The sequence below is a fragment of the Xanthomonas euroxanthea genome (assembly GCF_903989455.1).
Classification (GTDB): domain Bacteria; phylum Pseudomonadota; class Gammaproteobacteria; order Xanthomonadales; family Xanthomonadaceae; genus Xanthomonas; species Xanthomonas euroxanthea.
Genome location: NZ_LR861803.1, coordinates 2,528,377 through 2,553,346, shown reverse-complemented (window position 1 = coordinate 2,553,346; position 24,970 = coordinate 2,528,377). Strand labels below are relative to the sequence as shown.

Here is a 24,970-nt window from a genome sequence, read left to right as displayed (position 1 = left end):
TCAGAGCTCTATCAGCAGCAACCTGCACCAATTCAATGACAGAATTCTATGCGGTTAGTGATATGCAATATGGCAGGCGTGACTGCTGGGCCTGATGGGCACACTCTCTTGATCTGATACAGGCGCATCGGATGCCGCTTTTGCGCCTCCCTTTGCAATATCCAGCAAAGGAAGGCGCCTCGGCAATCGCTCAACCCGCGATGGTGAAGACAGACCCCGAATCCACCCGGATCCCGGCGCCGTTGATGAAGCTGGCGCGCTCGGAGCACAGGAAGGCAACCGCCGAGGCCACTTCCTCTGCGCGGCCGCGTCGCTTCAGCACCATGCCGGGACGCTCTTCGTCCAAAAACGATTCGATCGCCTGCTCGAACGTGGTTCCGTTTTCGCTTGCGCGCTTTTGCATCATCTTGTCGGTCATCGGGGTGGCGATGAATGCGGGCGACACCGTATTGACTAGAACATTGTCCGGGCCATAGGCCTTGGACAGGCCCTTGGCCAGGCTCAGGATGCCTGCCTTCGATGCGCAATAGGCCAGTTCGTCCACGTAGGGCTGCACGGCGTCTTCCGATGCGAACAGCACGATCCGACCCCATTGCTTGCGGCGCATCGCGGGAATGGCCTGGCGACACATGCGCACCGCGCCCATCAGGTTGATGTCCAGCGTTTCGAGCCAGCCCGCATCGCTGACCTCCAGGAAATCGCCGGTTGCGCCGGTCACGCCCGCTGCGTTGATGTAGATGTCGGGGTCACCCAGTTGTTCGCGCACCTGCGTCCAGATGGCGGTGACGTCCTGCTCGCGGGTGACGTCGCCCTCAATGGCGATGATCTGCCCCAGGCCCGACAGCTCCGCCACGGCCTGGTCGAGCGTGCCGTCCGGCAGATCGGTGATTGCCACGCGCACGCCGGCTTCGAGCAGCTGCCGCGCGGTTTCCTTGCCCATTCCCGAGTCGCCGCCACTGATGAGGGCGATCCGATTGTTGATTCCGAGATCCATGCTGAACTCCTGGTGGTAGGGATTGGTGGTGGTATGCGCGTCACTAGCGGGCGAGAAAGCGCTCCGCCGTGCGCAGGCCAAGTGCCATCTGCGTCAGCGCGGGATTGGCTGCCAGTGCGCTTGGAAAAATCGAGTTGTCGCAGATGTAGAGGTTGGCGATATCGAAAGCGCGGCCGTCCGGGTTCACTACCGCCTGCTCCGGATCCGTGCCCATCCGGCAGGTGCCCAACGTGTGCGCGGAGCGGGCGGCGGCGAAGATGCGTTGGGCACCTGCCGCCTCCCAGATTGCGTGCAGCGATGCGCGGGCGTGCGCATCGAGTGCGCGTTCGTTGGGCCCGTAGCTGAAGTCGACACGCGCCTTGCGCTGGCCGAAGGCATCGTGCTCGTCGGACAGGCTCAGCCGGTTGCCCTCCTGCGGCAGGCATTCGCCATTGATGCCGATGCCGGCCAGGCGGTTGTAGCGTGCCATGGTCGATACGAGTTCCCTCCCCCACAGGCCCGCGCCACGCGCCAGCGTGTTGGCCAGGGTGATCGGCTGCACGCCCAGGCTCTGCACCAGATAGCCGCCGACGAAATCGGCATTGGCCGGGCGCAGCATGTCCTCGGTGATCAGCGACGAGGGGTAGCCACGGTTCATGCGCATGTCGGCATCGAACTCCCCCCACACCTGGGTGGCGACATGCGCCATGAAATTGCGCCCCACCTGGCCGCTGGAGTTGGCCAGGCCCAGGTTGAGCAGCAGGCGCGGTGTCTCCACGCCGCCTGCGCACAGGAACAGGCTCGCGCACCGCTGGCGCAGTTCGCGCCCGTCCTGTTGGTAGACCACCGCGCTGACCATGCCACGGGCGTCGCGCTCGATATCAATGACCCGGCAATCGGGTCGCAATTGCGCGCCGTGCGCGCGCGCCAGTGGCAGCCAGGTGGTATCAACACTCACCTTGGCGCCGTTGCTGCAACCCTGATGGCATGCGCCGCAGTTGTTGCAGGCCGCGCGCCTGCCGTGGTGCGGCTGCTCGTGCGCCCTGGTCACCAATGCGGCAGGCGCATCGGTAGCTGTGATGCCCAGCGTGCGGCAACCGCGTGCCATCGCGCCGGCCGACGCATTGCGCTGCGCCGGCGGATACGCGTATTTGCGCTCCGTATCCCAGGGATAGTGCGCCGGCCCGGACACGCCGATGAACTCCTCGACGCGGCGGATGTAGGACAGCAGCTCTTCATGCGCGATTGGCCAGTCCATGCCGCGCTGCCCGGTCTGCGTTGCCAGGCTCAGGTCGCGCTTGTCCGGACGCGGGCAGAAGGCGCCCCAATGCAGGGTCGAACCGCCCAGGCCCGACCCGGAATTGTTGGCACCAAATGCGGTGGGCGTCTGCCCGCCGCTCAGGCGCTCTTCCATCCAGTAGATGCCGGTCGTCAGCTCATCGGGCAGATGGGACGCAGGGCTGAAGGCCGCACCCGCCTCCAGCACCACCACCGAAAGACCTCGTTGCGCGAGCCGTGCAGCCAATGGGCCGCCCCCTGCCCCGCTCCCCACCACCACGGCATCGACCGAAGCGTCGGGACTCATCGAAGACCCTTGGCAGGAAGCTGCCAGGCTTCCTGCCGGTCGGCTGCGGTCTGCTGATAGCCCGGGCTGTCGATACCAGCGCCGCCAACCGCGAAGCCGTCGTATCCCATTGCCGCCATCGTGGCGGGAAGACTGACCCAGGTCCGCGCGGCTTCGGCGCGGATGTCCTCGAACCAGTGCGCCAGCTGCGCTGCATCCAGCCCGTGTGCCGAGGGATCACCGGCCGTCGCGAGCGATACCGCGCGCAGCCAGCGGTCCTGGATCTCGGCAGGTAACCCAGCGAAGCCATTGCTCAGCGCGTCGAGCGCGTCGAGCCCCAGCGGCACCGCAAGCCGGTCCGGTGGCAACGCCGCATGGCGCCAACCATCGCCGGCGCCTTCGGCAAGCTGGACATCGATGCGCCGTGCAATCGCGCGCGCATCGCCGGCCCCATCCAGGACACGCGCGACCACTTCGCCGAGGAGCTTTAGCTGATGCTGGCTCAGCACGCCCTGCGCACTGGCGGGCGGGCCCGCATGCCGACTAAGCAGCAGCTTGCGCATGCGTGGGGAAACCCTGTCTGCGTTGAGCAGCGTGATGAAGTCCTCGGGCAGGCGCCTGTCCACGCAGCGATCCGCGTGCGCTGCGATCAGCTGCGCGAGATTTTGCGGTTGTTCGTACGGGATCAGGTGCGCGGCATCGGCCACCACGGCGATGCGCGCATCGTGATAGTGCGGCGCGTTCAATGCTGTTTGCGCCGCTTCGCCGAGGTCGCCGTCGTCACTGCCGGCGATGATCAACGCAGGCACGTGCATGCAGCCGGCCTGTGCGCTGCAATCCTCACGACTTGCGTGCGCGAGCCAGGCGATCCACGCGTTGGCGTTGGTTCGCAGCACATCCTCGACAGCGGCAGTCCTGACCGGCGCTGGCAACGTCGCCGCACAGTTGTCGTCGATGAATTGCTCCGCTTCCTGCCGCGAGGGGTGGCCCTTCTCGAACCAGGCCAGCATCGTGTTTCGGCGCGACTCGTCCATCGGCTCGGGCGCCGGCGGCGATGCGGCGACCAGGATCACCCCGGCCAGGCCGGCAAGCCCCGCCACCCCCTCGCGTGCCTGCGCTGCTGCCAGGCTGGCGATCTTTCCGCCCATGCTGTGTCCGATCACGAGCCAGCACGTCGGTTGTCGCCGAATCACCTCGTCGACGAACCATGCAACCAGTGCGGCGGTGTCGAGATGCGTCAGCGGCGGCGCGTCCCCGAAACCGGGAATATCCAGTGCCACACAGTCGAAACGCGCCTCCAGTTGCTGGATGACCCCAGACCACTCGTTGCTGCTGGACCCGAGGGCATGCAGGAAGAACAGCGTCGGCTTCGCCATGTAACACCTCAATCCATCAGGCGCGCATGATGACCGGCGCTTCGTCCACGCCTCGTGCAGATGAGTCCGACACGGTGTGATGGTTCCAGGCCCTGCGGCTGGCGGTCAACACCACCCGTCGCATTCTGGTTGGCGTGCTTGCCGGGTGGTAGCCCTGCGTCACATCTGCTGCCCTGTTGCACGGGCCAATACGTTCCCGTGCCACTGCGACTGCATTGGCGTCAATCGCTAAGCATCTGCATCTGCATCGCTCGCGCGGCATTGCTCAAAGCGACACGACGCCTCACACCAGGTCGCGATAATCCTGCAGGATCACCATCACCAACTGGCTGCGCGAGCGCACGTCGAGCTTGTTGAACAGCTGCTGGAACGTCGCCTTGATGGCGCTCTCCGAACTGCCCAATTGGCGTGCGATCAACTTGTTGGACTGCCCACGCAACAAGCCACGCAGCACTTCGCGCTCACGGTCGGTGAAGCTGGGCCGGCTTTCCTGGGTGCCCTGGGCAACCAGCGACTGCAGGTAGCGCTGGTCGATCAGCACCCGGCCCATCGCCACCGCATGGATGCTGTCGATCAGTTCGTCGGTGGAGACATCCTTGCGGCAGATGCCGGACACGCCGAGCCGGATCAAGGCAAGTGCGTCGCGCTCGGGCAGGCCGGCGGTGACGACCAGCGTGGCCGGGCGGCGCGCCTGCTCGGCCTGGCGCCGCATGTAGTCCAGCGCGTTGTACTCGCCCATGTCGTAGTCGAGGATGACCACGTCCGGCGTCAGCGACGCGATCTGGACGATGGCCTGCGCCAAGGTGCCGGACTGCCCCACCACCTCGAAGCGGGCGTCGGCACCGAGCAGGCGCAGCAGGCCCTCGCGGAACAGCGTGTGGTCGTCCAGCAGGTAGAGGCGCACCGGTTCGCGCCGCGACTCATCCATCCAGCGCCTCCGCATACGGTGCATGCGCCAGCGGCAGATGCAGCTCGAAACAGGCGCCTTCGCCGCCGGGCGCGTAACGCAGCAGACCGCCCTGGTTGGCCATCAGCGCACGCGAGATGTACAGCCCCAGCCCGGAGCCATCGCTGTCGCTGCGGAACGGCTGGAACAGGCGGCCCGGCTCGGCGATGCCGGGCCCGGTGTCGCGCACGCTCAGCACCGCGCGCTCCTGCTCCAGGCGCGCACTGACGATCAACTGGCGGCGTTGCGGTGGCAGCGCCTGCACCGCGCGCAGCGAATTGCGCGCCAGATTGAGCAACACCTGCAACAGCGCGTGGCGGTCGCCGTGCACCGAGGGGAAGTCGGCCGCGATCTGGATCACCAGTTGGCCCTCGACATCCTCCCAGTCCGAACGGATGATCACATCCAGCTCGCTGCACAGCGTCTGCAGCCGCGTTTCATGCGCGTCGTCGGGCAGCTGCCGACGCAGGTTGAAGGACGCCAGCTCCATCAGTGCCGCCACCAGGCTGCGCAACGCGGCCAGATCCGGATCAGCGCCAATGGCCGGATGCCGCGCCAGGTTGGAGGTGACCACGCCCGCCGCCGAACACAGGTTGCGGATCTCGTGCGACACCGCGCCGGCCAGCAGGCGATTGTTCTTCAGCACATCGTCGAAGTGCGCCGATTCGCGCGCCCGCACTTCCTCGCTGGTGTCGACTAGGATCGCGGCCAGGTGACGCTCGGCGCTGTCTTCGTAGACCGAGAACCAGGTGGTGGCCGGGAAGCGGGTGCCGTCGCTGCGGCAGCCCCAGGTGCTGGCGGAGGTGCGCATGCCATCCAGGTTGGCGCTCATGCTCAGCGCATCGTCCAGCAGCGGCAGGAACTCGCGCACCGCGCGGCCTTCCAGCCCGCCCTCCTCGGCCATGTCCAGGATCTCGTGCGCGGCGCGGTTGGCCGCCACGATGCGGCCGTCGCCGGCCACGGTCAGCAACGCCGCCGGGCTGCTCTCGGCAAGCAGCCGCAATTGCCGCTCCAGCCGCCGGCGCAGCCGCTGTTCGGCACGCAGCTGCACGTAATGGGCCAGGATCACCCGGCGGGTGCGGCTGATTTCGGCCACGAGCAGCCCGCAGCCGGCATAGGCAACCGTCGCCATGAAAAAGCGCAGTGCCTGTTCGACCGGGGTTTCGTCGGTGACGAACAGGCCGCGCAGCACCGCGCAGGCAATCGCCGCAATGACGATGTCGCGCCGCGATAGCACCGTGGCCGCCAGCACCACCGGCAGGATGTACAGCAGCCCCAGCGATACGCCCAGGTGCGAGTACCACTCCGCCCACACCAGCGAGGCCAGCATCGCCAGCGACGCCCATAGCGTCGGGCCGCGATTGAGCTTGACCACCTGTCCGCGCCACTTGAATGGCAGTCTCAGTCTGTCCATTGCCACCCCATGCACCTGCGCTGCAATGCCGCTCCTCTCTCGCTGTGGTTGATGCCACAGCATCGTGGCCAGGCCTGCGGATTTCACCCTATCGAAAGATAGCCCGCCCGCATCGTTCGGACGGTGCGTGCACTGTCCAACGCTGGCGCAAGGATGGCAGACACGACCGTGGAGGCTGGGTGTAATGGCCCTACCCCACGTCCATGTTGCCCTTCCCATGATCACCCGCGATACGTTTCCGTTGCGACGCATCTGGCCCAAGACCTACAAGCGCCTGCTGGTACTGCTGGCGTTCGACTGCGCGGTGGCCGTGCTCTACACCTTCTTCGGCTGGCAGTGGCTGTCGATCGAAGCCCTGCCGCTGGCCCAGCTTGGCTCGGCGCTCACCATCTTCCTGGCGTTCCGCGCCAATGCGGCCTATGGCCGCTGGTGGGAAGCGCGCCAGCTCTGGGGCACGCTGGTGAACACCTCGCGCGCCATCGCACGCCAGGCCCTGACCGCGCTGGATGTGGATGCTGCCGACCCGCGCCAGGCCACGCTGCGCGACGACATCGTGGTGCACCAGGTCGCCTTCGTGCACGCCCTGCGCTGCCATTTGCGCCGACAGAATCCGTTTCCCGAGCTGGCCGGGCTGCTCGGCCAGGCACGCGCCGACGAGCTGCGCGGCTACGCCAACATCCCCAACGCGCTGACCCTGCGGCTGGGCCAGCAACTGCAGCAGGCGCGCGACTGGGGCATGCTCGACAGCCTGCGCTGGTCGTCGCTGGACGCCAACCTCACCACGCTGGCCAATATCCAGGGCGCCTGCGAACGCATCAAGAACACCCCGCTGCCACGGCAGTTCTCCTCGCTGCCGCGCACGCTGGTGAACATGTATTGCTGGCTGGTGCCGCTGGGCCTGATCGCCGGCATGGGCCTGGCCATGCCGATCGCCTCGGTGCTGATCAGCTTCACCCTGATCGCCATCGACAGCGCCAGCAGCGCCATCGAAGACCCGTTCGAGAACACCGTGCACGACACCCCGATGACCGCCTTGTCGCGCGGCATCGAACTGACCCTGCGCGAGATGCTGGGCCAGCGCGTGCCACTGCGCGAGGTGCGCGCCATCGACGGTTTCATCTACTGACCACGGAGCCCGCCATGCAGACCACCCCCACCCAGCTGATCTTCGCCACCAATTTTTCCGAGACCTGCCATGCCGCCATCCCGACCGTGGCGCAACTGGTGGACCGCCTGCGCGCGCGCCTGACCATCCTGCACGTGCACGCCAAGGGCAAGCGCGCGCAGGCCCAGCAGTCGCTGGATTCCTTCTTTGCCGAGGCCTCCAACTACCCGGGCTGCGAGCGCGCACTCGCCGGTGGCCCTGCCGCCGCCGGCATCGTCTCGTTCTGCCGCAGCCGCGAGGATGCGCTGCTGATCATGCCGCCATCCGAACGCACCGGCCTGCCGCGCCCGCTGCACGTCTCGCTGCGCGCGCGCGTGCTGCAGCGCGTGGCCACGCCCATGTTGACCCTGCCGTATGCCGATGCGATCCCGCGCGACGGGGCGGTCGGCGGCCATGTGGCCTGCTGGATCACCGGCCGCGAAACCAGCCTGGAATCGCTGGGCGATGCCGCCGCCCTGGCACGCCGCCGCGGCGCCGACCTGCACCTGCTGCACGTGGTGCCGGAGATCAGCGAAGGCCTGCTGGTGGACAGCCTGTTCCACGACAAGCCATTGGGCGAAGACGCGGCCGCCAGCTGGCTCGGCGACCTGGTCCAGCAACTGCCCGACGAGGACCTGCGCGTGCGCATCCACGTGGCCGTCGGCAACCCGCGGCGCGAGATCGCCGGCCTGCTCAAACGCGCCTGCGCCGATGTGCTGGTGGTCGAACACGACGCCGTCGTCCGCCGCGGCGTCTGGCGCTCCTCGCTGCAGTCCGCACTGGCGAAAACGCCGTGCGTGCTGATCTGCCTGCCGCCGCCGCATCTGCGTCGCCCCATCCTGGGCAGCAATGCCGACCAGGCAGGCACAGCGCCCGGCCGTAGCCTGGCAAGGCGGCTGCTGCGCGTGTGAGGGCTGGGCGAGCGCCTGGCCAGCACAAGCGAGGTCCAGCGCCCTACCCCTTCAACACAAGCGACGCATCCGGATACCTGTCGCACATGAAGTCCACGAAGGCGCGCACCTTCGGGGCAGCCAGGCGCCTGGACGTGTGCAACACCCACAGCGCCGGCTCCACGCCGGCGATGGTGCCCCATTGCAGCAGTTCGCCACGCGCGAGCTGGTTCCATGCGATCGACTGTGGAATGAGCGCCACGCCGCCGCCGGCCATCGCTGCGTCGCGGACCATCAGGAACGAGGAAAACCGCAGCCTTGGCACGGGTTCAAGGACCAGATGCCCGTCATCGAGCGTCCATGTGGTCGGCTGGAAGCTGGACATCACCACGGCGGGAATCGGCGTAACCGCGCCGCCGGTGGGCATGGCGATGCCGGGTGCGGCCACGACCACCAGCCGATCCCTGGCGAAGCAGCGCCCGACCAAGCTGCTGTCCGGGCTCGGATTGATCCGGATGGCCACATCGAACTGCTCCTCCACCAGATCGACCGTGCGGTCCTCTGCCACCACCTCGAGCGTGATCTCCGGATAGGCCGCACAGAACTCCGCGCCAATGCGTCCCATCGCCAGTTGCGAGAACAGCACCGGCGATGCCACCCGCAAGCTCCCGCGCGGGGTCGAGAGCCCTTCGCGTGCGGCTGCCATGGCCTCGGCCACCTCGCTCAACGGCACTTCGGTGCGGTCCATCAGCAGCTGCCCGGCCTCGGTGAGCATGAGGCCACGTGCGCTGCGCTCGACCAGCCGCACGCCCAGTTGCTCCTCCAGCTCGGCGATGCGGCGCGACAAGGTCGCCTTGGATCTGCCACTGGCACGGCTGGCCTTTCCCAGGCCCTGGTTGGCTGCGACCAGCGCGAAATCGATCAACGCATTGAGATCCATGGTGTTCCATTTTTGAAACCGGGCATCTACATCCTGGCGTCTTCGTATTGGCGATGCAACGGCCTATCGTCTCGTCACCGCAACGCCAGTCGTTGCGCAGATGTCGCGCTGATGCACCCTTCCATCCACAGCAGGAGATTCACATGAGCATTCTCGTTACCGGTGCCACCGGCACCATCGGTTCACTCGTGACCCAGGGCCTTGCCGACGCAGGCGCAGAGGTCAGGGCCTTGGTTCGCCAGCCTGGCAAGCGCGCCTTTCCGACAGGTGTCACCGAAGTGATCGCAGATCTCACCGACGTCGCGTCGATGCGTGCCGCATTGTCGTCGGTGCGCACGCTGTTCCTGTTGAATGCAGTCACTCCCGACGAAGTGACGCAGGCATTGATCGCCCTGAACCTGGCAAAGGACGCAGGGATCGAACGCATCGTGTACCTGTCGGTCATCCATGCCGACAAGTTCACCAACGTGCCGCACTTCACCGGCAAGCACACCGTCGAGCGCATGATCGAAAGCCTCGACATTCCTGCGACGATTCTGCGTCCTGCGTATTTCATGCAGAACGAAGCGGTGATCCAGCAGACGATCCAGCAGTACGGCATCTACCCGATGCCGATCGGCGCGGCCGGTGTGGCCATGATCGATGCGCGCGATATCGCAGACATCGCGTTGGTCGAATTGCTGCGACGCGACCGCGCACCCGCCGCGCTTGCGCGCATCACGCTCGACCTGGTCGGACCACATGCAGTGACGGGCGCGTCCGCGGCGAAGGTCTGGAGTACGGCGCTTGGCCGCGAGATCGCCTACGCGGGCGATGACGTGGCCGCCTTCGAAGCGCAGCTGGCTGCCTATGGCCCATCGTGGCTGGCCTACGACATGCGCCTGATGATGGCCGGCATCCAGATCCACGGCATGCAGGCGGCCGATGGCACGGTGGAACAACTGCAGGCCATCCTGGAGCGACCGCTGCGCAGCTATGCAGACTTCGTGCGCGAGGCGACGGACCGGGCCTGAGCCCAGGCGACGCAACAAGCGCGGGGTGTCCCGGCTTGTTGCGCACCGCAGGAGGCCTGGTTTGCAGGTCATGCAGCCGTGGCCCGTCTCATCCAGGCCGATGCCGCCGGGCACTCGAACTGCGCGTCAATGCGCGTGATCCGCCCGGTTGGCTCCACAGCGATCAGCAGCACGCCGAAGCCGCTGCCGTGTCGAACGCATGCGTCGCTGCGATCAAGGCATTGGCGACAGCCTGGAAGCAGGTGCGCCGCGCCCTCGCCCTGCTGCCGCGTGGCCAGGGTGACAGATGGACCTGAGGCTGTCGCTCCTTGGCGAGCTGTGTTCAGACGGCACGCGATGCCATGCCGCTACATCGCCTGCGCGTCTGGGGCAGACTACGCACATGGACACGATTCGGCCGTACCACTCCCAGGACTTCGATGTGTGCATGGCCCTGTTCGACGCGAATGTGCCGGCGTTCTTCAGTGCCGGGGAACGCGTCGACTTCGCTGGCTTCCTGATCCAGCACGCTGCGGCGTGGCATTACCAACTGCTGGAGCGTGGCAACGAGATTGCTGGCTGCGCCGGTTATGCGATCAATGCCGATGGCATCACGGCGAGCTTGTGCTGGGGCATGGTCCATCCGAGCCTGCACCGCCGCGGCGTGGGAACGCAGTTACTCCTGGCCCGACTCGATGCATTGCGCCAGATGCCGCACGTTCGGCGCGTGGTACTGGATACGAGTCAACATACCCAGCAGTTCTATGCCCGCTTCGGCTTCGTCGTGCATCAGGTGACAGTAGATGGCTATGCGCCCGGACTGGAGCGGTGGGACATGACACTCGACCTGCAGTCCTGTGCAAGGTCTACAAGTGGCGTCCGGTCTGCACCGCCACCAGATTGTTTACCGCTCAGGGAAGCTTGAGCGGCGTGTAGACACGTAGATTCGCCGTCGTGCCGCTTTTTCAGGCTGGTCACTAATTGATCCAGCGAGTACGGCTTTTAAGTAGTTCTTCCGGGCAACCCAGCCCGGTTACCGCGCCGCGTCCTTGTTCACCTGGGCACGCGCGAGCGCAGCGGTTGATACCAGCAGATCCGGCAACTCCTGGCGAAAGGCCTCGGCTCGCCCGGCCTGCAAGACACCGTGAAAGCTCGCGTTGTCGAATACCGGCCTGCCCTGCAGGAAGAAACCATCGCGGCCTTGCACGACGAAATTGAAACATGCCTGCCAGCGCGGGTCCGGGCTGGCCGACAACTGCACCACGACCTCGCTGCCAGCCGATGCTGTGCCTGCCGGGGTGACCGTGATCGTTCGGGCGGTGATCTGAGTACTGCTGTTCATGGCGAGCATGATCAGCCTTGGGGCGTCGTGGCGGAGTGAGTCGGTGATGGCGCGCGAGCCGACACCCGGAGCGGCCCGCGTGGTGTCGGCGCCTGCATTCCAGCATTGGCCCGGTGGCCCGGTAGCGGTTCAGCGGCCGCAGCGCCATCGCGTGGAAGCCTGCCGTGCGCCGCTACGGGTCAGGAGCCTGTGGCCGCTTCAACCACCTCAACCACATCAGCACCATCCACGCGGCCGCTTGCTCAGGCTTGCCTGCCGACCGCAGGCCGCACCGATGCACGGGCGTGCGGCGCGGCAAAGCCCTGCCGCCTGGCGGCCCATGCCACCGCCAGCGTGGCGCCAAGCAGCACCAACAGCACGGGCGAAAACGCGCGTACGCCGAACTGGTCGAGCAGGACGCCGCCGACCAGACCGCCGCCGGCGATGGCGGTATTCCAGGCGGTGACCAGCATCGACTGGGCGACATCGGCATCGGCGCCCGCCGAGGTGGCCAGCGCCGTCTGAAACAGGGTCGCGCTGCCGCCGAAGGCAAGGCCCCACGCCCCGACTGCCGCGTAGACGGTGGCCGGCATGTCGCCAGCCAGGCCCAACGCCAATGCCGCAGCGCCGAACAGCCCGATGCTGATCAGCGTCAGCACGCGCAGATGGCGGTCGATCAGAACGCCCACGATCCAGATGCCGACTACGGACGCGCCGCCGAACACCAGCAGCACCAGGTCGATGCGCTCGGCCATGCCGGCCTGCGCCAGAAACGCAGCGATATAGGTGTAGAGGATGTTGTGCGCCAGCACGAAGGCCAGCACCACCAGCAGCACCGACCGAATGCCGGGCAGCATCAGCACGTTCCCGAGCCGTTGCTGCCTGTCCCTGGCCTGCCCTGCAAAATCCGCCAGCTGCAGGCGCACCCAGACCATCAATAGCAAGGCCAGCACACTCATGATGCCGAAGCAGACACGCCAGCTCACCAAGGTGCCGAGAAACGCGCCAGCCGGCACGCCCAGCGACAGTGCCAATGGCGTGCCGACCATCGCCACCGCAATGGCACGGCCTTTCTGATGGGCAGGCACCAGGCGCGCGGCATAGCCCGCCAGCAGCGCCCACAGCAGCCCGGCCGAGACGCCGGCCAGAAAGCGCGCCAGCATCGTCAGTGCATAGATGGTGGACACGGTCGTGACCGTATTGGCGATGGCGAAGCCGGCGATGGCAGCCAACAGCAGCGAACGGCGAGCAATCCCCTGCGTGGCGATGGTCAAGGGAATCGCCGCCATCAACGAGCCGATCGCATAGATCGTCACGGTCTGCCCCACCCAGGCTTCGGAGACCTGCAAGCCGTTTGCCATCTGCGGCAGCAAGCCTGCGGGTAGCGCTTCGGTGAGGATGGTGATGAACGCCGCCATGGCCAGTGCCAGCAGCGATGCCAGCGGCAGGCGGTCGTTGCGAGACGACCTCACTGCCCTGCTCCCACTGCCGCATATACCGCATCACTCAGATCGGTGACGAAGCGGCCCGACATGCCTTCGTAGAGATTGGTGAAGGCGACCACGCTCAATCCTGCCGCCCGGTCCACGCACCAGGAATGACCAAATGCTCCTTCACACCGCCAGCTACCTGCGGACTCGGGCGACGCGGCAAGCACAGGGTCACGCAAGACCGAGAAGCCCAGTCCAAAGCCAACGCCTGGTAGATCCGGCAGTGCAGCGCCATCTGTCTGATCGCGTGCCATCTCACCGCTCCGACCAGGCGCTGAGCGTCCAGTGCCTGTTGCACGACAGCTTCGATGCGAATGGATGACACGGCAGCGCCGAGGTCCGGATACCGTGGAGATGGGGGGAGTGGTCATGAGGAAACGGGTTGTCAGTGACGGGTGCGTGCAGGTTAGACAGCCCTTGATTGCAGAAAAACTGGGGTAGAGTTCCTGAGTGTACGGACGTGGATGTCCGTAATCAGGAATGCAGTGGAAAGTCTCAGCGGATTCGTGGTGTTCGTGCAGGTCGCCGAAACGCGTAGCTTCGTGGCGGCGGGCCGGCTATTGGGCGTCTCCGCCTCGGCGGTCGGCAAGCGCGTGGTGCGGCTGGAGGACAAGCTCGGCGTACGTCTGTTCCATCGCAGCACGCGCAGCGTCACGCTGACCGCCGAAGGCGCGCTGTTTCTGGAGCGCAGCCGCCGCATCCTTGCCGAGATCGAGGCTGCGGAGCTGGAACTGTCGCAGGCGGTCGCGACACCGCGCGGGCGCCTGCGCGTCAGCCTGCCGCTGGTCAGTTCGCTGATGCTGCCGGTGCTCGCTGAATTCATGCGGCAGTATCCCGAGATCGAACTGGACCTGGATTTCAGCGAACGGATGGTGGACGTGATCGAAGACGGCTTCGATGCGGTGGTGCGCACCGGCGAGCCGAGTGATTCGCGTCTGTCGGCCAGGCGCCTTGGCCGCTTCCAGATGATGTTGGTCGCCTCACCCGATTATCTCGCACAGCGCGGGATGCCACGTCTGCCAGGCGATCTGCTGCAGCATGCCTGCCTGCACTACCGCTCCCCGAACTCGGGAAAGCTGGAAACCTGGCCGCTGCGCCTGCGACGGCATGACACCGAGCTGGTGCTGCCCACTGCGATGATCTGCAACAACATCGAAACGCGCGTGCATTTCGCAGCACTGGGGCTGGGGATCGCCTGCCTGCCGGACTTTGCTATCGGCGATCTGCTTGCAGACGGACGCCTGCTGCCAGTGCTGGCGGATCACGTCGAGCGGACCGGCGTATTCAACGTGCTGTGGCCCGCAAGCAAGCATCCATCGCCGAAGGTACGCGCGTTTGTCGACTTTCTCAGTGCCCGCGTGTTCCCCAACGACACAGGCAAGCCGCGCAAGCGAGCCAGGCGATGAGGCGGCACGATTCGCGGCGTATCGGTACTGCAACGTGGCTCGCTCTGCACGCGGTACAAAGCGCTTTGAAGCAGACGACGCGATCTCCCGCACAGGGCTGTCTGCCGTGGTAGTCGTCTGATAAGACTACACAGAAGACAGAGCGCGGTATCGAGGCAAGCAACGTCAGCATTGTCATCTGGATATTCGCGGCGCCGCCAGTCGGTTTTTCCCTGACCTGCTTGAACGAAAATATCAGCTAAATGCGGGCTGGAGCGGAGGGTTTAAGTTTGCCTTTGTCGCGTCGTTATCACGTTGCCGAGGCATTCACGCGAACATCACGCGGTGCCGGCCGGTGCCACCCACTGGACATCAGGACGACCCGCATGACTGCTTATTTGCAACGCTATAACGTCGGCCGCCGTCTCGGCATCGCCTTCGGTGCCCTGATCCTGCTGTCGAGCCTGCTGGTGGCAACCGGCCTGGTCACCCTGGCCAACGCAAGGCAGCAATTCGATTTCATCGTGCTCGACCGCATGGCCAAGATCCAGATCGGCAACGGCATGCTGGATGCCAACTCATCGATCCTGATTGCGCTTGGCACCTATGCCATGGCCACCAGCGATGAACTCAACAACGAAGCGCTCACCACCATCAAGGCGCAGCGCCAGCGCTACAACGAGTTGCGGGCCAAGCTCGATACGCTGCCCAGCTCCGAGGAAGGTCGCAAGATTCGCACCGAGATGGACGAACGACGCGCGATCTCGGGCAAGATCAACGATCAGGTCATGGCGCTGGCCGCGCAAAACGACAATGCGCCCGCGCAGGCCTTGCTGAGCGAAAAAGCGCGCCCGGCGACGATGGCATGGCAGGACAAGATCCGCGAGCTGGTGACGCGACAGGAAAGCCAGAGCCAGCAAGCCTACGCAGACGCCGTGGCGTCGATGAATCGCGGCAAGCTGCTGATCATCTGCGGTGGCATTGCCGTGGTGGTGATCAGCAGCCTGCTCGCCTGGCTCATCACCCGCAGCCTGACCCAGCCGCTGGCACGCGCAACCCGGGCCGCAGAGGCAATTGCCAACGGCCAGTTGGACAATGACGTGGACAGTGATGCCAGGGATGAAGCCGGCCGGCTGCTGCGCGCCATGCGTGGCATGCAGACGCAGCTGCAATCCTTGCTCAGCGCGCAGAGCGACATGGCCAGGCGCCACGATGATGGCCAGACCAGTTTCCGCATCGATGCCACGGCGTTTCCTGGCGACTACGGCCGCATGGCCGGTGACACCAATACGCTGGTGGCTTCGCACCTGGCGGTGCAGGCGAACCTGGCACGCATCATGGGGCGCTATGCGATCGGCGACCTCAGCGAGAGCATGGAGCGCCTGCCCGGCGAAAAAGCCGTGCTGACGCAGACCATGGACGAGGTGAAGGCCAACCTGTCTGCGATGAACCACGAGATCAAGCAGCTGGCGCAATCTGCGGCCAATGGCGACTTCAGCGCACGTGGCGATGCCGAGCGTTTTCAATACGATTTCCATGTGATGGTCGATAGCCTCAACCAGCTCATGGCCACTGCCGACGGCAACCTGCAATCGCTGTCGTCGCTGCTGCAATCCATCGCCGCAGGCGATCTCACCGCACGGATGACCGGTGACTTCAAGGGCGTGTTCGCGCAGATGCGTGACGACGCCAACGCCACTGCCGCGCAGCTGGCGGAGATTGTCGGCCGCATCCAGCACTCTGCCGTGTCGATCAATGCCGCCGCCAGCGAAATCGCCGCCGGCAATCAGGACCTGTCGCAGCGGACCGAGCAGCAGGCCGCAAACCTGGAAGAAACCGCCGCCTCGATGGAAGAGCTGACCTCCAACGTGCGCCAGAATGCCGAACACGCCCGCCAGGCCAATCAGCTGGCGATCGGTGCGGCGGGCGTGGCGTCGCAAGGCGGCGAGATCGTGAGCAAGGTCGTGGGGACCATGGCCGGTATCGAGGCCTCGTCCAGGAAGATTGCCGACATCATCTCCGTCATCGACGGCATCTCGTTCCAGACCAACATCCTGGCCCTGAATGCGGCGGTGGAAGCAGCACGTGCCGGCGAGCAAGGCCGCGGCTTTGCCGTGGTGGCATCGGAAGTGCGGACGCTGGCCCAGCGCTCCACCGCGGCGGCGAAGGAGATCAAGAGCCTGATCGACGATTCGGTCGAGCGGGTCGCCGAAGGCTCGACGCTGGTGCATACGGCGGGCTCCACGATGGCCGAGATCGTGGCCAGCGTGCAGCGTGTGACCGACATCATGGGCGAGATCTCCGCGGCATCGCAGGAGCAGTCGGCCGGCATCGAACAGGTCAACACCACCGTGACGCAAATGGACGAAACCACGCAGCAGAACGCCGCGCTGGTGGAAGAAGCCACCGCGGCGGCACGCTCGATGGAAGAACAGGCCGTGCAGCTGACCCAGGCAGTGTCGGTGTTCAAGATCAGCGACGACGGTACACGCACCACGCGTCCGGCAACGCCGGTTGCGACACCGCCCCGCGTGATTGCTGGCCGCCCCGCCGTTGCTGTCAAAAATCCGCTACGCCAGGCACCTGCAGTCAACCGGCCGGTGGCCGCAGGCGCTGCGCACGATGCAAACGACTGGCAGGAGTTCTGATCGCGCACGTTGCAAACGGCCCGGCTCGTCCGGGCCGTTTGCGTTTGGGGGATCGAACCTGCGGCCAACGCGCCAGGCGATGCAATCCAGACGTGAGGATGTGCCCAGGCAGAACGCTGCCTGTCATCCCAGCTGCGCGCGCGCCGCATCCAGGGTGGTCATGATCTGGATCACTTCGTCCAGTGGATGGAGCGGCGATTCCGTGCGCCCTTCCCCGATGTAACGCGCGGCGGCTGTCGCTTGCCACGACAGGCCTGCGTAGCCGGTGACGCCGGTTGGGTCCCTCCACACCGCCGGCGTGCTGGCGTGGTCGTTGCCGACCAGGCTCAGCGAAGTCGGGTTATGGAACTCGCCGGCAAGATCGATGCGGCCTCGGCCGCCGGTGACATAGGCGCTGGAGCTGCTGCGGGCCACGATGGAACTGATCAGGGTGGATTGCGCGGTGCCGCCATGCGACAGCACCATGGTCGAAAAGGCATCCACGCCGGTGTCGGTCAGCGCGCCGGTCGTCGCGATCGTGGTCGGTGCGCCCAGGATCATCGAGGAGAGCTGCACCGCATACACGCCCAGGTCCAGCAGCGCGCCGCCGCCGAGCGCGGGATTGCGCTGTCGATGCGCGGCATCGCCGGGGCCGCGCTGGCTCAGGTCGGCAAACACATGCCGAAGCTCGCCCAGCGCTCCATCGGCCAGCAGTTGTCGCAGCACCGCGGTGTGCGGCAGGTAGCGGCTCCACATGGCTTCCATCAGGAACAGACCGCGCTGCCGCGCCTCCTGCACCAGCACGCGCGCATCGTTGGCGCGCGTGGTGATGGGCTTTTCGATCAACACATGTTTGCCCGCGCGCAGCGCCAGCAAGCCATGTTGCAGATGTTCGCTGTGCGGGGTGGCGATATAGACGATATCGACATCGCGGTCCTCGACCAGCGCCGCGTAGCTGTCATAGGCGCGCTGCATCGCCCACGTTCTTGCAAAGGCCTCGGCACGCGCACGCGTACGCGAGGCCACCGCGAATGGCTGTTGCCCGGTATGGCTGCGCAGCGCGCTCACGAACGCGGAGGCGATCGATCCAGGTCCCAGCACACCCCATCGCAACGACGGCTCGCCGCGCTCCGGCAGGAACAGCTCGGGCTCGGGAAACACGGTTGGCGGCATGCGCTTGGCTCCTGGGTCGCAGGTGCGCATCCTAACAAAGCGGGACCAGCGTTCCAGGTGGTGCCAGCTTGCAGCGGCATTGGCCGGTTTGGACGGGACGCGGCAGGCTCAGCCTGCAGTGCCTTGCACCGCCGGGACAAAGACGCGTTCGCAGTAGGCGCGCAGCAGTTCCGGCGCATCGGCACGGCCGCGGAAGGCGATGTGGCCATCCGGCCGCACCAGGATCAGCGCGCTGGTGTCTGCGATGCCGTAGGCGGCATGCGCGGCACCATCCAGGTCCGACAATGCGGTGGCATCGTCGGGCTGTGGTACGGCTGCGGCCAGGATGAGCCTGGGCCGCACCCACGGCCATGCGTCCAGCTCGGCAAGCGCCAGGCGCAGCCGTGGCATGGCATCGGGCTGCCGCCCGTCGAAGGCAAGCAGCGACCATCCCCAGCTCCATCCATCCGGGTTGTAGAGATGTGCGAACAGCGTTGTCGAGCTGCCATCGGCAGCGACGATGGCCGCATCGGGTGCGCGGTCGCCGCAGTGCGGGACGCGGCGCTGAAGCAGTTCGCGCAGGCCGCCGAGATGATCGTCGTTGAGCGGGCTTTGCGGATAGGCCACCGACAACTGCTGCAGATCGTCCGAGCCCTGAATCAGCGTGCCGATGGTGGGAATGAGCTTGGCGGCGATGCCCATGGCTGCATCGGTAACCGGGCCGCGGTAGACGCTGGTGTGGAAGCCACGCGCTTGTCGCGCGTCGAGCGCACGGTGTTCGCCGCCGCGCTCCCCATCGTAGGAGTCGAGCACCACCGGCGCGGCCTTGCCTTGCAAGGTCATCGCCAGCCGCCATGCCAGGCCGATCGCATCGTGCAGGCCTGCATTCATGCCCTGCCCGCCGATCGGCAAGGTGCGATGGCCGGCGTCGCCGACCAGCAGCACGCGCCCCTTGGCGTACTGCGCTGCAGTGCCATGCTGGAAGCGGCTGTGCGTCAGCCAGATCGGATCGCTCAACGTCAGTGTCGGGTCTTCGGTCACCGCGCGCGCGATGGCCTGCATTTCCTCCAGCGTCGGGTCGCGTTCCGCGATGCCGGCGTCATCGGCCAGGAAAAACAGGCGGTGGTAGCCGCCCCAGACCGGCAAGACACCACAAAAACCCTTGGGGTAATAGAAAAACCAGAGTTGATCGAAATCGGTGGAGCGCCGCCAGCGCAGCTTGGCATCCACTTGCCGGTTCATGCGGTTGGGCAACTTTTGGGGCTCGAAATCCAGCCCGAGCTGTTTGCGTACGACACTGTCGCCGCCATCGGCGCCGATCAGGTAACGGCAGCGTAGTTGCTCGGTCGGGCCATCGACGTGATCGTTGCTGCATGTTGCCAGCGTGACGGTGACACCGTCAGCATCCTGTTCGAAGCCGACCATCCTGCGGCCGCGCTCGACGCTGCTACCTTTCGCCGCGAGCTGCTCGGCCAGGACGGTTTCGATGACGTCCTGGCCGCTGTAGAGCACCTGCGCGTACGGGCTGGGGACATCGGCAATGTCGACCGGGTCGACGGCCTGCCCATTGAGCAAGGTGCTGACCTTGGTGATCCGATACGACTTTTCCGCCAGCGCATCGCGGATGCCAATGCTGTGAAGCAGCTCCTGCGGCCGCGCCCAGAGATTGTTGGCGCGCGAATGCGGCCTGGCATGCACGCGTTGTTCGACGATACGGAAGTCGACGCCGTGATGGGCGAGCGCGCAGGCGGTGGTCAGGCCGATCGGGCCACCGCCGACGATGATGACGTGGGTGTCGACATCGCGGTGCACGGCAGTGTTCATGGCTTGCCCTTTCTTCGGGAAACGCGTGGTGCCTCGGCGGGCGCGGTCGGCGCAGCGAGGTCCTGCGCCATCACCTGGTTCATTTCGCCAAGCACCGCGAGCGCGGTTGCCACGCGCCTGGCTCCGATGCGATCCAGCATCCGCTGGTCGAGCGGAGCGGCGGCGGCTTCGGCTGCGTCCAGTGCAGCGCGGCCTGTGCGCGTGAGCACCACCAGCTTTGCGCGCTGGTGATGAGGGTTGGGTTGGAGCGCGACGAATCCCTGCTCCAGCAATAGATCGACGACGCGCTGCACCGCCTGCCGCGTGATGCCCATGTTGCGCGCGATATGCGCCACCGGCAGCGGCATCGGCGAATAGCCCAGGGCGCCCAGCACCTGCCACCACGCGGTTGTCAGCCCGGCCGAACGCACCAGTGCATTACCGGTCTCGACCAGGCGGCCGTTGGTTTCGAAGATCTTGATGACCAGGTTGCGGACAGCCAGTAAATCGTTTTGGGTGCTCATCCGCAGCATGCTGCTCATTTGACAGTATGCTGTCAATTATCGAATCGAGTCCGCCGCCGGTTGCTGCGGCTGTTCTGCACACGTGGACGCTTCCTGCATCCCGAACCCGAGCGACATTGCAGGGTGCTGGTGTCGAGCACGCAGGCAGGCACGTGCGTCACCGTGTCGCCCTATGGCCTGCGACGCGACTCAGATGGGCAAACACTGCACTGGACAGCGCTGCTGAGCCTGGCTGGTCATGCATACAGACGCGTCAGCGGCGCCACGTTCGGCCACAATGAAACGGTCTCCAGCGTATCGATCCGCCCGGCGAGGTGTGACGATCTGCCTGCACTTCTGCTCGCTTCGCTGGTCCAGAACCCGCCTCACGCGTCACACCCCTTGCACCGTGTGCTGCTTAGCTTGTTTGAATGAGCGCACGTATTTCATCGAACACCCTTGCCTTCACGGCGAGCACGGATTCAGCCGTCAATGACGGGCTCAAGCATTCGATTGCGGACAGGTGGCTCCGCACACATCCCACGTTGCCGCTTCCCGGGCGCGGCCACACCCTGGAGCGCTGGCAGACGCTGGCCGATATCGCGGCAGAAGACCTGTGCGTGGCCAAGTTGCTGGAAGCCCATTACGACGCTCAGGCCATCTGCGCCGACCTGGACGTGGATATCATGACGCCGACACAGCGCTGGGCGGTGTGGGCGGCCGAGCCACCGGGGTCCGATATGCGTTTTTCCGGGCAGACGCTCAGCGGCACCAAGGCGTGGTGTTCCGGCGCCGCGCAGGTGACGCATGCGCTGGTGACCACGTCCCATGCAGGCAGCAGCTGCCTGTTTGCGGTGGCACTGGATCAGCCCGGTATACAGATCGACGGCAGTGCGTGGCAGGCAGTGGGGATGCAAGGCATCGAGACGGCCAATGTCCGCTTCTCCGATGCGCCGGCGCGGCAGATCGGCGCGGCCGACGCGTACCTGACCCGACCTGGCTTCTGGCATGGAGGCGCCGGCATCGCTGCGTGCTGGTTCGGCGCCACCGCCGCAGTTGCCGATGTGCTGCGCGCCTCTGCACGCCTGAGCAAGGACCCGCACGCGGCCGCGCATCTGGGCGCCATCGATGCAGGCCTGGCATCTGCCGCTGCGTTGTTGCGTCAGCTTGCCTTGCGCATCGATGCGCAGCCGCAGCAGGCACATCTGCGTGGCGTCCTGCAGGTCCGCAGCGTGGTCGAAGCGGTCGCACGCGATACGCTGGACCGGGTCGCTCGCGCATTGGGGCCAGGGCCGTTGTGCAATAACCGCGCACATGCGCAGCGCTGCGCCGACGTGTCGGTATTCATTCGGCAACATCATGCCGAACGCGACCTGCAGGCCCTGGGCGAGCTGTGCCAGCAGGAGGCATCGCCATGGAAGATCTAGCCGGGCGGCCCATCGAAGGCGCAGGCACGCCGGAAGCGGCATGGCGCGCCGCGCCGTGTCTGAGTGCGCTGCCACGCGTCACCCTGCCGCAGCTGCTGCAAGGCAGCCAGCGCCTGGTGGTGGTTGCGCCACATCCGGACGATGAAGTGCTCGGCTGTGGCGGATTGATTGCTGCCGCGCGTGCCGCCGGCATGCCGGTGTTGATCATCGCGTTGACCGACGGTGAGCAGGCCTATCCGGATGAACCCGGTTGGCGTCCGCAGGTGCTGGGCCCGGCGCGGCGCCTGGAACTGGATGCAGCGGCGCAGCAGCTGGGCGTATTGCCGAGCGCACTGATCCACCTCGCATTGGGCGATGGTGCGCTGGCGGCGTCCGAAGCGCGCATGGCAGAAACCATCGGCAGTCTGATCACTGCGCAGGACACGGTGCTGGTGACCTGGGAGCGCGATGGCCATCCCGATCATGAGGCGGCGTCGCGTGCGACCCGTGCCGCGTGCAAGGCGCAGTCTGCCCGGCGTCTGCAATACCCGGTCTGGGCGTGGCATTGGTCGCGTCCGGAAGACGCCGTATTTGGCGATGGCTCTGCGGTGCGCCTGGATCTGGCGCCTGCAGTGCTGCGTGCCAAGCAGGATGCCATCGCCTGCTTTGCCACCCAGTTGGGCCATTGCACGCCGGCGGTTGCAGACCCGATTCTGCCGCCGTCGGTGCTGGAGCGCTTTGCGCGGCCGTTTGAGGTATTCATCCGATGACGGTGCTGAGCGTTGAGCACTTCGAGCAGATGTATGCCGATGAAGACCCCTTCGGCTATCGCTCGCGCTGGTACGAGCAGCGCAAGCGCGACATCCTGCTCGGTGCCCTGCCCTACGCAAGGTTCGCGCGTGGCTGGGAATTTGGATGTTCCAACGGCGAGCTGACCGCGCAATTGGCACCGCGCTGCGACACGCTGCTGGCCACGGATCTGTCGCAGCAGGCGGTCGAGCTGGCGAGCGCGCGCGTGCAGGGGCTGCCTGCGGTCACGCTGCAACAGGCGGCGCACCCGTCGGACTGGCCGGAGGGTCTGTTCGACCTGATTGTCTTCAGTGAGGTGGGCTATTACCTCGCAGATCCGGCGTTCGAAAAAACCGTCGCGCTGTTCGCCCGCTCGCTCACCGCCCGGGGCTGTCTTGTGGCGTGTCACTGGCGGCATGCCTTCGAGGGTGCGCTGCGCAGCGCCGAGCAGGTCCACGGCGCGCTGAACCATGCATTGGCAATGGACACGTTGTGCGTTTATCAGGACGCGGACTTCGTGTTGCAGGCCTGGATGTCGGGCCCATCGATTGCGCAACAGGAGCAGCTGCGATGATCGCGGTCACCATCCCGGCGCATAACGAAGCGGATCTGATCGGCGACTGCCTGCAGTCCATTCTGGTGGCAGCCGCGCACCCGCACCTGTGTGGAGAGCGCGTGGAAATCCACGTCGCGCTTGATCGCTGCACCGACGGCACCGGCGCGATCGCCCGCGCGCATGGCGCAAGAACCGTTACTACCTGCGGGGGCGTCGGCATTGCGCGTGCAGCGGCGGCCTCGGCCGCGATCGCGCGCGGGGCGCGCTGGCTTGCGTTTACCGATGCCGACACCTGCGTGCCGCCGGATTGGCTCTCGGCGCAGCTCGATTGCGCCGCCGATGTGTTCTGTGGCGTGGTGGAAGTGACCGATTGGCACGATTTCCGCCCCGAAACACGGCAAGCCTTCCTGGCCAAGGAAATTCGTCGCGACGGTCACCCGCATGTGCATGGCGCCAATCTGGGCATGAGTGTGGCCGCTTATGTGGCAGCCGGTGGCTTCTCTGCGCTGAAGTGCAGCGAAGACGTGGCGCTGGTGTCGGCATTGGAGCGTGCGGGCATGCAGATTGCCCGCCTGGTCAAGCCGGTCGTCAATACCAGCGCACGCCGTATCGCCCGCGCGACCGGCGGATTCAGCGATCATCTGGCGCGCCTGGAGATGGCCGTGCTGGCAGGCGAGCCGGTGCTGGGTAGTTGATGTCGTCGCTGAGCGCCTTACCGCGTCATTCGACAGCAAGCAGCCGAACCGCCAGCCCGTATCGATCGCTTGCCCACGTTGGAAGCGATCGCGTTTGCAGGCAGCGTAGATAAATCAGTTTATCCCGCTGCTCGCTAGTTCGATCACCGCCAGCTGCCGCTCCAAGAGACCCTATGTTTATCTGTATAAGCGGGCTGTGCATATACTGTTGCGGTCGCGTTCTTTTGATTCCATTGCCGCCTGCAGATTATTCTCCATATCGCTTGCATATTGAAAAAATAGCGATCAAGGTGCAACTGCGTATTGACTGACTGCAACCGGCAAGGCGGCCACTGCCGCTACCGAGGTTATGATGGCCCCCACGATGTTTCGGCAAATCGGTCGTTACCGATTGACTGCACATACGTTTCCGGTGGACGGCGTTTTCTCCCCGGAGATCCTGGTGTCGTTCGATGATGGAATCACCTTGTACGGCCAACGACATGCAGTGCGATTCGACACGCAGCTTGCCGCGCACCATTACGCCAGACAATGGATGGACCGATGCACGGTGACGCCGCTGGGCATTCTCGAGAGTGTCTAGCTGTTTCGGGCATGTCTGATGTCGGCAACCAGGTAACGCCGCTGCCAGCCAGCACATTGTTTCAGGGTATGGACGACACCGTCCAACGGTTGAGCAACCGCCTCGCCGTGCTGCGACGTTCGCTTGGTCAGACAACGCGCCGCGCTCGGCGGCAGCGACTGCTTGCCGCACGTGTCGCCTGAACCGTTTTTGCCATCATGCTGCCCGGAGCCGCCCCACTGCATGCGCCATCGACACGCGCCAGATATGCCAATGCATGCACGTTGACGTCGCTGACGCGTCCATCCAGGGCACTTCCCTGGTGGAATCCAGCAACGGCTCGACGACTCGCCCAGAGCGATGGACGGGAAAATCCTGCGCGCTGTTCAGTGTGGCCGAATCGATCACGCGTTTTTCGCGTGGGAAACGTAGTGTGGTGCAT

At 65.7% G+C, this 24,970-nt stretch carries 22 protein-coding genes; 10 read left to right on the top strand and 12 right to left on the bottom strand.

The annotated features are described in order from the left end of the window. Nucleotides 1-190 precede the first annotated feature (190 nt). From H7A86_RS10795 to H7A86_RS10775, 5 genes are all read right to left on the bottom strand, one after another. The gene (locus H7A86_RS10795) at nt 191-994 is read right to left on the bottom strand and encodes an SDR family NAD(P)-dependent oxidoreductase (protein ID WP_119131954.1); all 804 of its coding nucleotides are present in this window, start codon (nt 992-994) and stop codon (nt 191-193) included. A 43-nt stretch (nt 995-1,037) separates the two neighbouring features. Continuing rightward, nucleotides 1,038-2,558 carry a GMC family oxidoreductase gene (locus tag H7A86_RS10790; RefSeq protein WP_119131955.1) on the bottom strand — a complete coding sequence of 507 codons (1,521 nt, stop codon included), beginning with the start codon at nt 2,556-2,558 and terminating at the stop codon, nt 1,038-1,040. Next, a complete protein-coding gene (locus H7A86_RS10785) occupies nt 2,555-3,913 on the bottom strand; it encodes an alpha/beta hydrolase (RefSeq protein ID WP_119131956.1) in 1,359 nt (452 codons plus the stop codon). Before H7A86_RS10785 ends, H7A86_RS10790 begins: the two co-directional genes overlap by 4 nt. Nucleotides 3,914-4,196: 283 nt before the next feature. Beyond that, the gene (locus H7A86_RS10780) at nt 4,197-4,841 is read right to left on the bottom strand and encodes a LuxR C-terminal-related transcriptional regulator (RefSeq protein ID WP_104582609.1); all 645 of its coding nucleotides are present in this window, start codon (nt 4,839-4,841) and stop codon (nt 4,197-4,199) included. Further along, nucleotides 4,834-6,273, bottom strand: coding sequence for an ATP-binding protein (locus tag H7A86_RS10775; protein ID WP_054592704.1), 1,440 nt, complete (start codon nt 6,271-6,273; stop codon nt 4,834-4,836). The genes H7A86_RS10780 and H7A86_RS10775 overlap by 8 nt, the downstream gene beginning before the upstream one ends. Before the next feature lie 217 nt (nt 6,274-6,490). Between H7A86_RS10775 and H7A86_RS10770 the strand changes: the two genes are divergently transcribed. Together H7A86_RS10770 and H7A86_RS10765 are read left to right on the top strand one after the other, a co-directional pair. Next, a complete protein-coding gene (locus H7A86_RS10770) occupies nt 6,491-7,399 on the top strand; it encodes a bestrophin family protein (protein ID WP_104582611.1) in 909 nt (302 codons plus the stop codon). A 14-nt stretch (nt 7,400-7,413) separates the two neighbouring features. Further along, nucleotides 7,414-8,328, top strand: coding sequence for a universal stress protein (locus tag H7A86_RS10765; RefSeq protein ID WP_119131957.1), 915 nt, complete (start codon nt 7,414-7,416; stop codon nt 8,326-8,328). A 43-nt stretch (nt 8,329-8,371) separates the two neighbouring features. Here the strand turns inward: H7A86_RS10765 and H7A86_RS10760 are convergent, their stop codons facing one another. Further along, nucleotides 8,372-9,247: a LysR family transcriptional regulator gene (locus H7A86_RS10760; protein WP_119131958.1), complete on the bottom strand. Its 876-nt coding sequence runs from the start codon at nt 9,245-9,247 to the stop codon at nt 8,372-8,374. A 143-nt stretch (nt 9,248-9,390) separates the two neighbouring features. On the opposite strand from H7A86_RS10760, the gene H7A86_RS10755 reads away from it, so the two are divergent. After that, nucleotides 9,391-10,260 (top strand): NmrA/HSCARG family protein, encoded by an 870-nt coding sequence (locus H7A86_RS10755; protein WP_119131959.1) that lies wholly within the window; start codon nt 9,391-9,393, stop codon nt 10,258-10,260. A gap of 427 nt (nt 10,261-10,687) precedes the next feature. Continuing rightward, nucleotides 10,688-11,164, top strand: a complete 477-nt coding sequence (locus H7A86_RS10750; RefSeq protein ID WP_119132097.1) for a GNAT family N-acetyltransferase — start codon at nt 10,688-10,690, stop codon at nt 11,162-11,164. 108 nt (nt 11,165-11,272) lie between these two features. Here H7A86_RS10750 and H7A86_RS10745 read toward each other — a convergent pair whose 3' ends face one another. From H7A86_RS10745 to H7A86_RS10735, 3 genes are all read right to left on the bottom strand, one after another. Continuing rightward, entirely contained in the window at nt 11,273-11,581 is a 309-nt protein-coding gene (locus H7A86_RS10745; RefSeq protein WP_119128871.1) for a hypothetical protein, read from the bottom strand. A gap of 242 nt (nt 11,582-11,823) precedes the next feature. Continuing rightward, nucleotides 11,824-12,978, bottom strand: coding sequence for an MFS transporter (locus tag H7A86_RS10740; protein WP_197944269.1), 1,155 nt, complete (start codon nt 12,976-12,978; stop codon nt 11,824-11,826). A 50-nt stretch (nt 12,979-13,028) separates the two neighbouring features. Further along, the gene (locus tag H7A86_RS10735) at nt 13,029-13,304 is read right to left on the bottom strand and encodes a hypothetical protein (protein ID WP_197944221.1); all 276 of its coding nucleotides are present in this window, start codon (nt 13,302-13,304) and stop codon (nt 13,029-13,031) included. Nucleotides 13,305-13,514: 210 nt separating this feature from the next. Between H7A86_RS10735 and H7A86_RS10730 the strand changes: the two genes are divergently transcribed. Beyond that, on the top strand, nt 13,515-14,456 hold the full coding sequence (locus tag H7A86_RS10730; RefSeq protein WP_197944219.1) for a LysR family transcriptional regulator: 942 nt from the start codon (nt 13,515-13,517) through the stop codon (nt 14,454-14,456). 365 nt (nt 14,457-14,821) lie between these two features. After that, on the top strand, nt 14,822-17,083 hold the full coding sequence (locus H7A86_RS10725; protein ID WP_119131962.1) for a methyl-accepting chemotaxis protein: 2,262 nt from the start codon (nt 14,822-14,824) through the stop codon (nt 17,081-17,083). Between the two features lie 123 nt (nt 17,084-17,206). Here the strand turns inward: H7A86_RS10725 and H7A86_RS10720 are convergent, their stop codons facing one another. From H7A86_RS10720 to H7A86_RS10710, 3 genes are all read right to left on the bottom strand, one after another. Next, nucleotides 17,207-18,235 (bottom strand): Gfo/Idh/MocA family protein, encoded by a 1,029-nt coding sequence (locus H7A86_RS10720; protein WP_119131963.1) that lies wholly within the window; start codon nt 18,233-18,235, stop codon nt 17,207-17,209. A gap of 108 nt (nt 18,236-18,343) precedes the next feature. Continuing rightward, complete coding sequence (locus H7A86_RS10715; protein WP_119131964.1) at nt 18,344-20,038, bottom strand: FAD-dependent monooxygenase; 1,695 nt, start codon at nt 20,036-20,038, stop codon at nt 18,344-18,346. After that, a complete protein-coding gene (locus H7A86_RS10710) occupies nt 20,035-20,559 on the bottom strand; it encodes a MarR family winged helix-turn-helix transcriptional regulator (RefSeq protein ID WP_232099060.1) in 525 nt (174 codons plus the stop codon). Before H7A86_RS10710 ends, H7A86_RS10715 begins: the two co-directional genes overlap by 4 nt. Before the next feature lie 392 nt (nt 20,560-20,951). Here H7A86_RS10710 and H7A86_RS10705 point away from each other — a divergent pair, with 392 nt between their 5' ends. The 4 genes from H7A86_RS10705 to H7A86_RS10690 are packed head-to-tail and all read left to right on the top strand — an operon-like array spanning nt 20,952 to nt 23,966. Then, on the top strand, nt 20,952-21,947 hold the full coding sequence (locus H7A86_RS10705; protein ID WP_180707851.1) for an acyl-CoA dehydrogenase middle domain-containing protein: 996 nt from the start codon (nt 20,952-20,954) through the stop codon (nt 21,945-21,947). Then, a complete protein-coding gene (locus tag H7A86_RS10700) occupies nt 21,935-22,696 on the top strand; it encodes a PIG-L deacetylase family protein (RefSeq protein ID WP_119131965.1) in 762 nt (253 codons plus the stop codon). The genes H7A86_RS10705 and H7A86_RS10700 overlap by 13 nt, the downstream gene beginning before the upstream one ends. Next, complete coding sequence (locus H7A86_RS10695) at nt 22,693-23,289, top strand: class I SAM-dependent DNA methyltransferase (protein WP_119131966.1); 597 nt, start codon at nt 22,693-22,695, stop codon at nt 23,287-23,289. Before H7A86_RS10700 ends, H7A86_RS10695 begins: the two co-directional genes overlap by 4 nt. Next, entirely contained in the window at nt 23,286-23,966 is a 681-nt protein-coding gene (locus H7A86_RS10690; RefSeq protein WP_119131967.1) for a glycosyltransferase family 2 protein, read from the top strand. The genes H7A86_RS10695 and H7A86_RS10690 overlap by 4 nt, the downstream gene beginning before the upstream one ends. Nucleotides 23,967-24,970 lie beyond the last annotated feature (1,004 nt).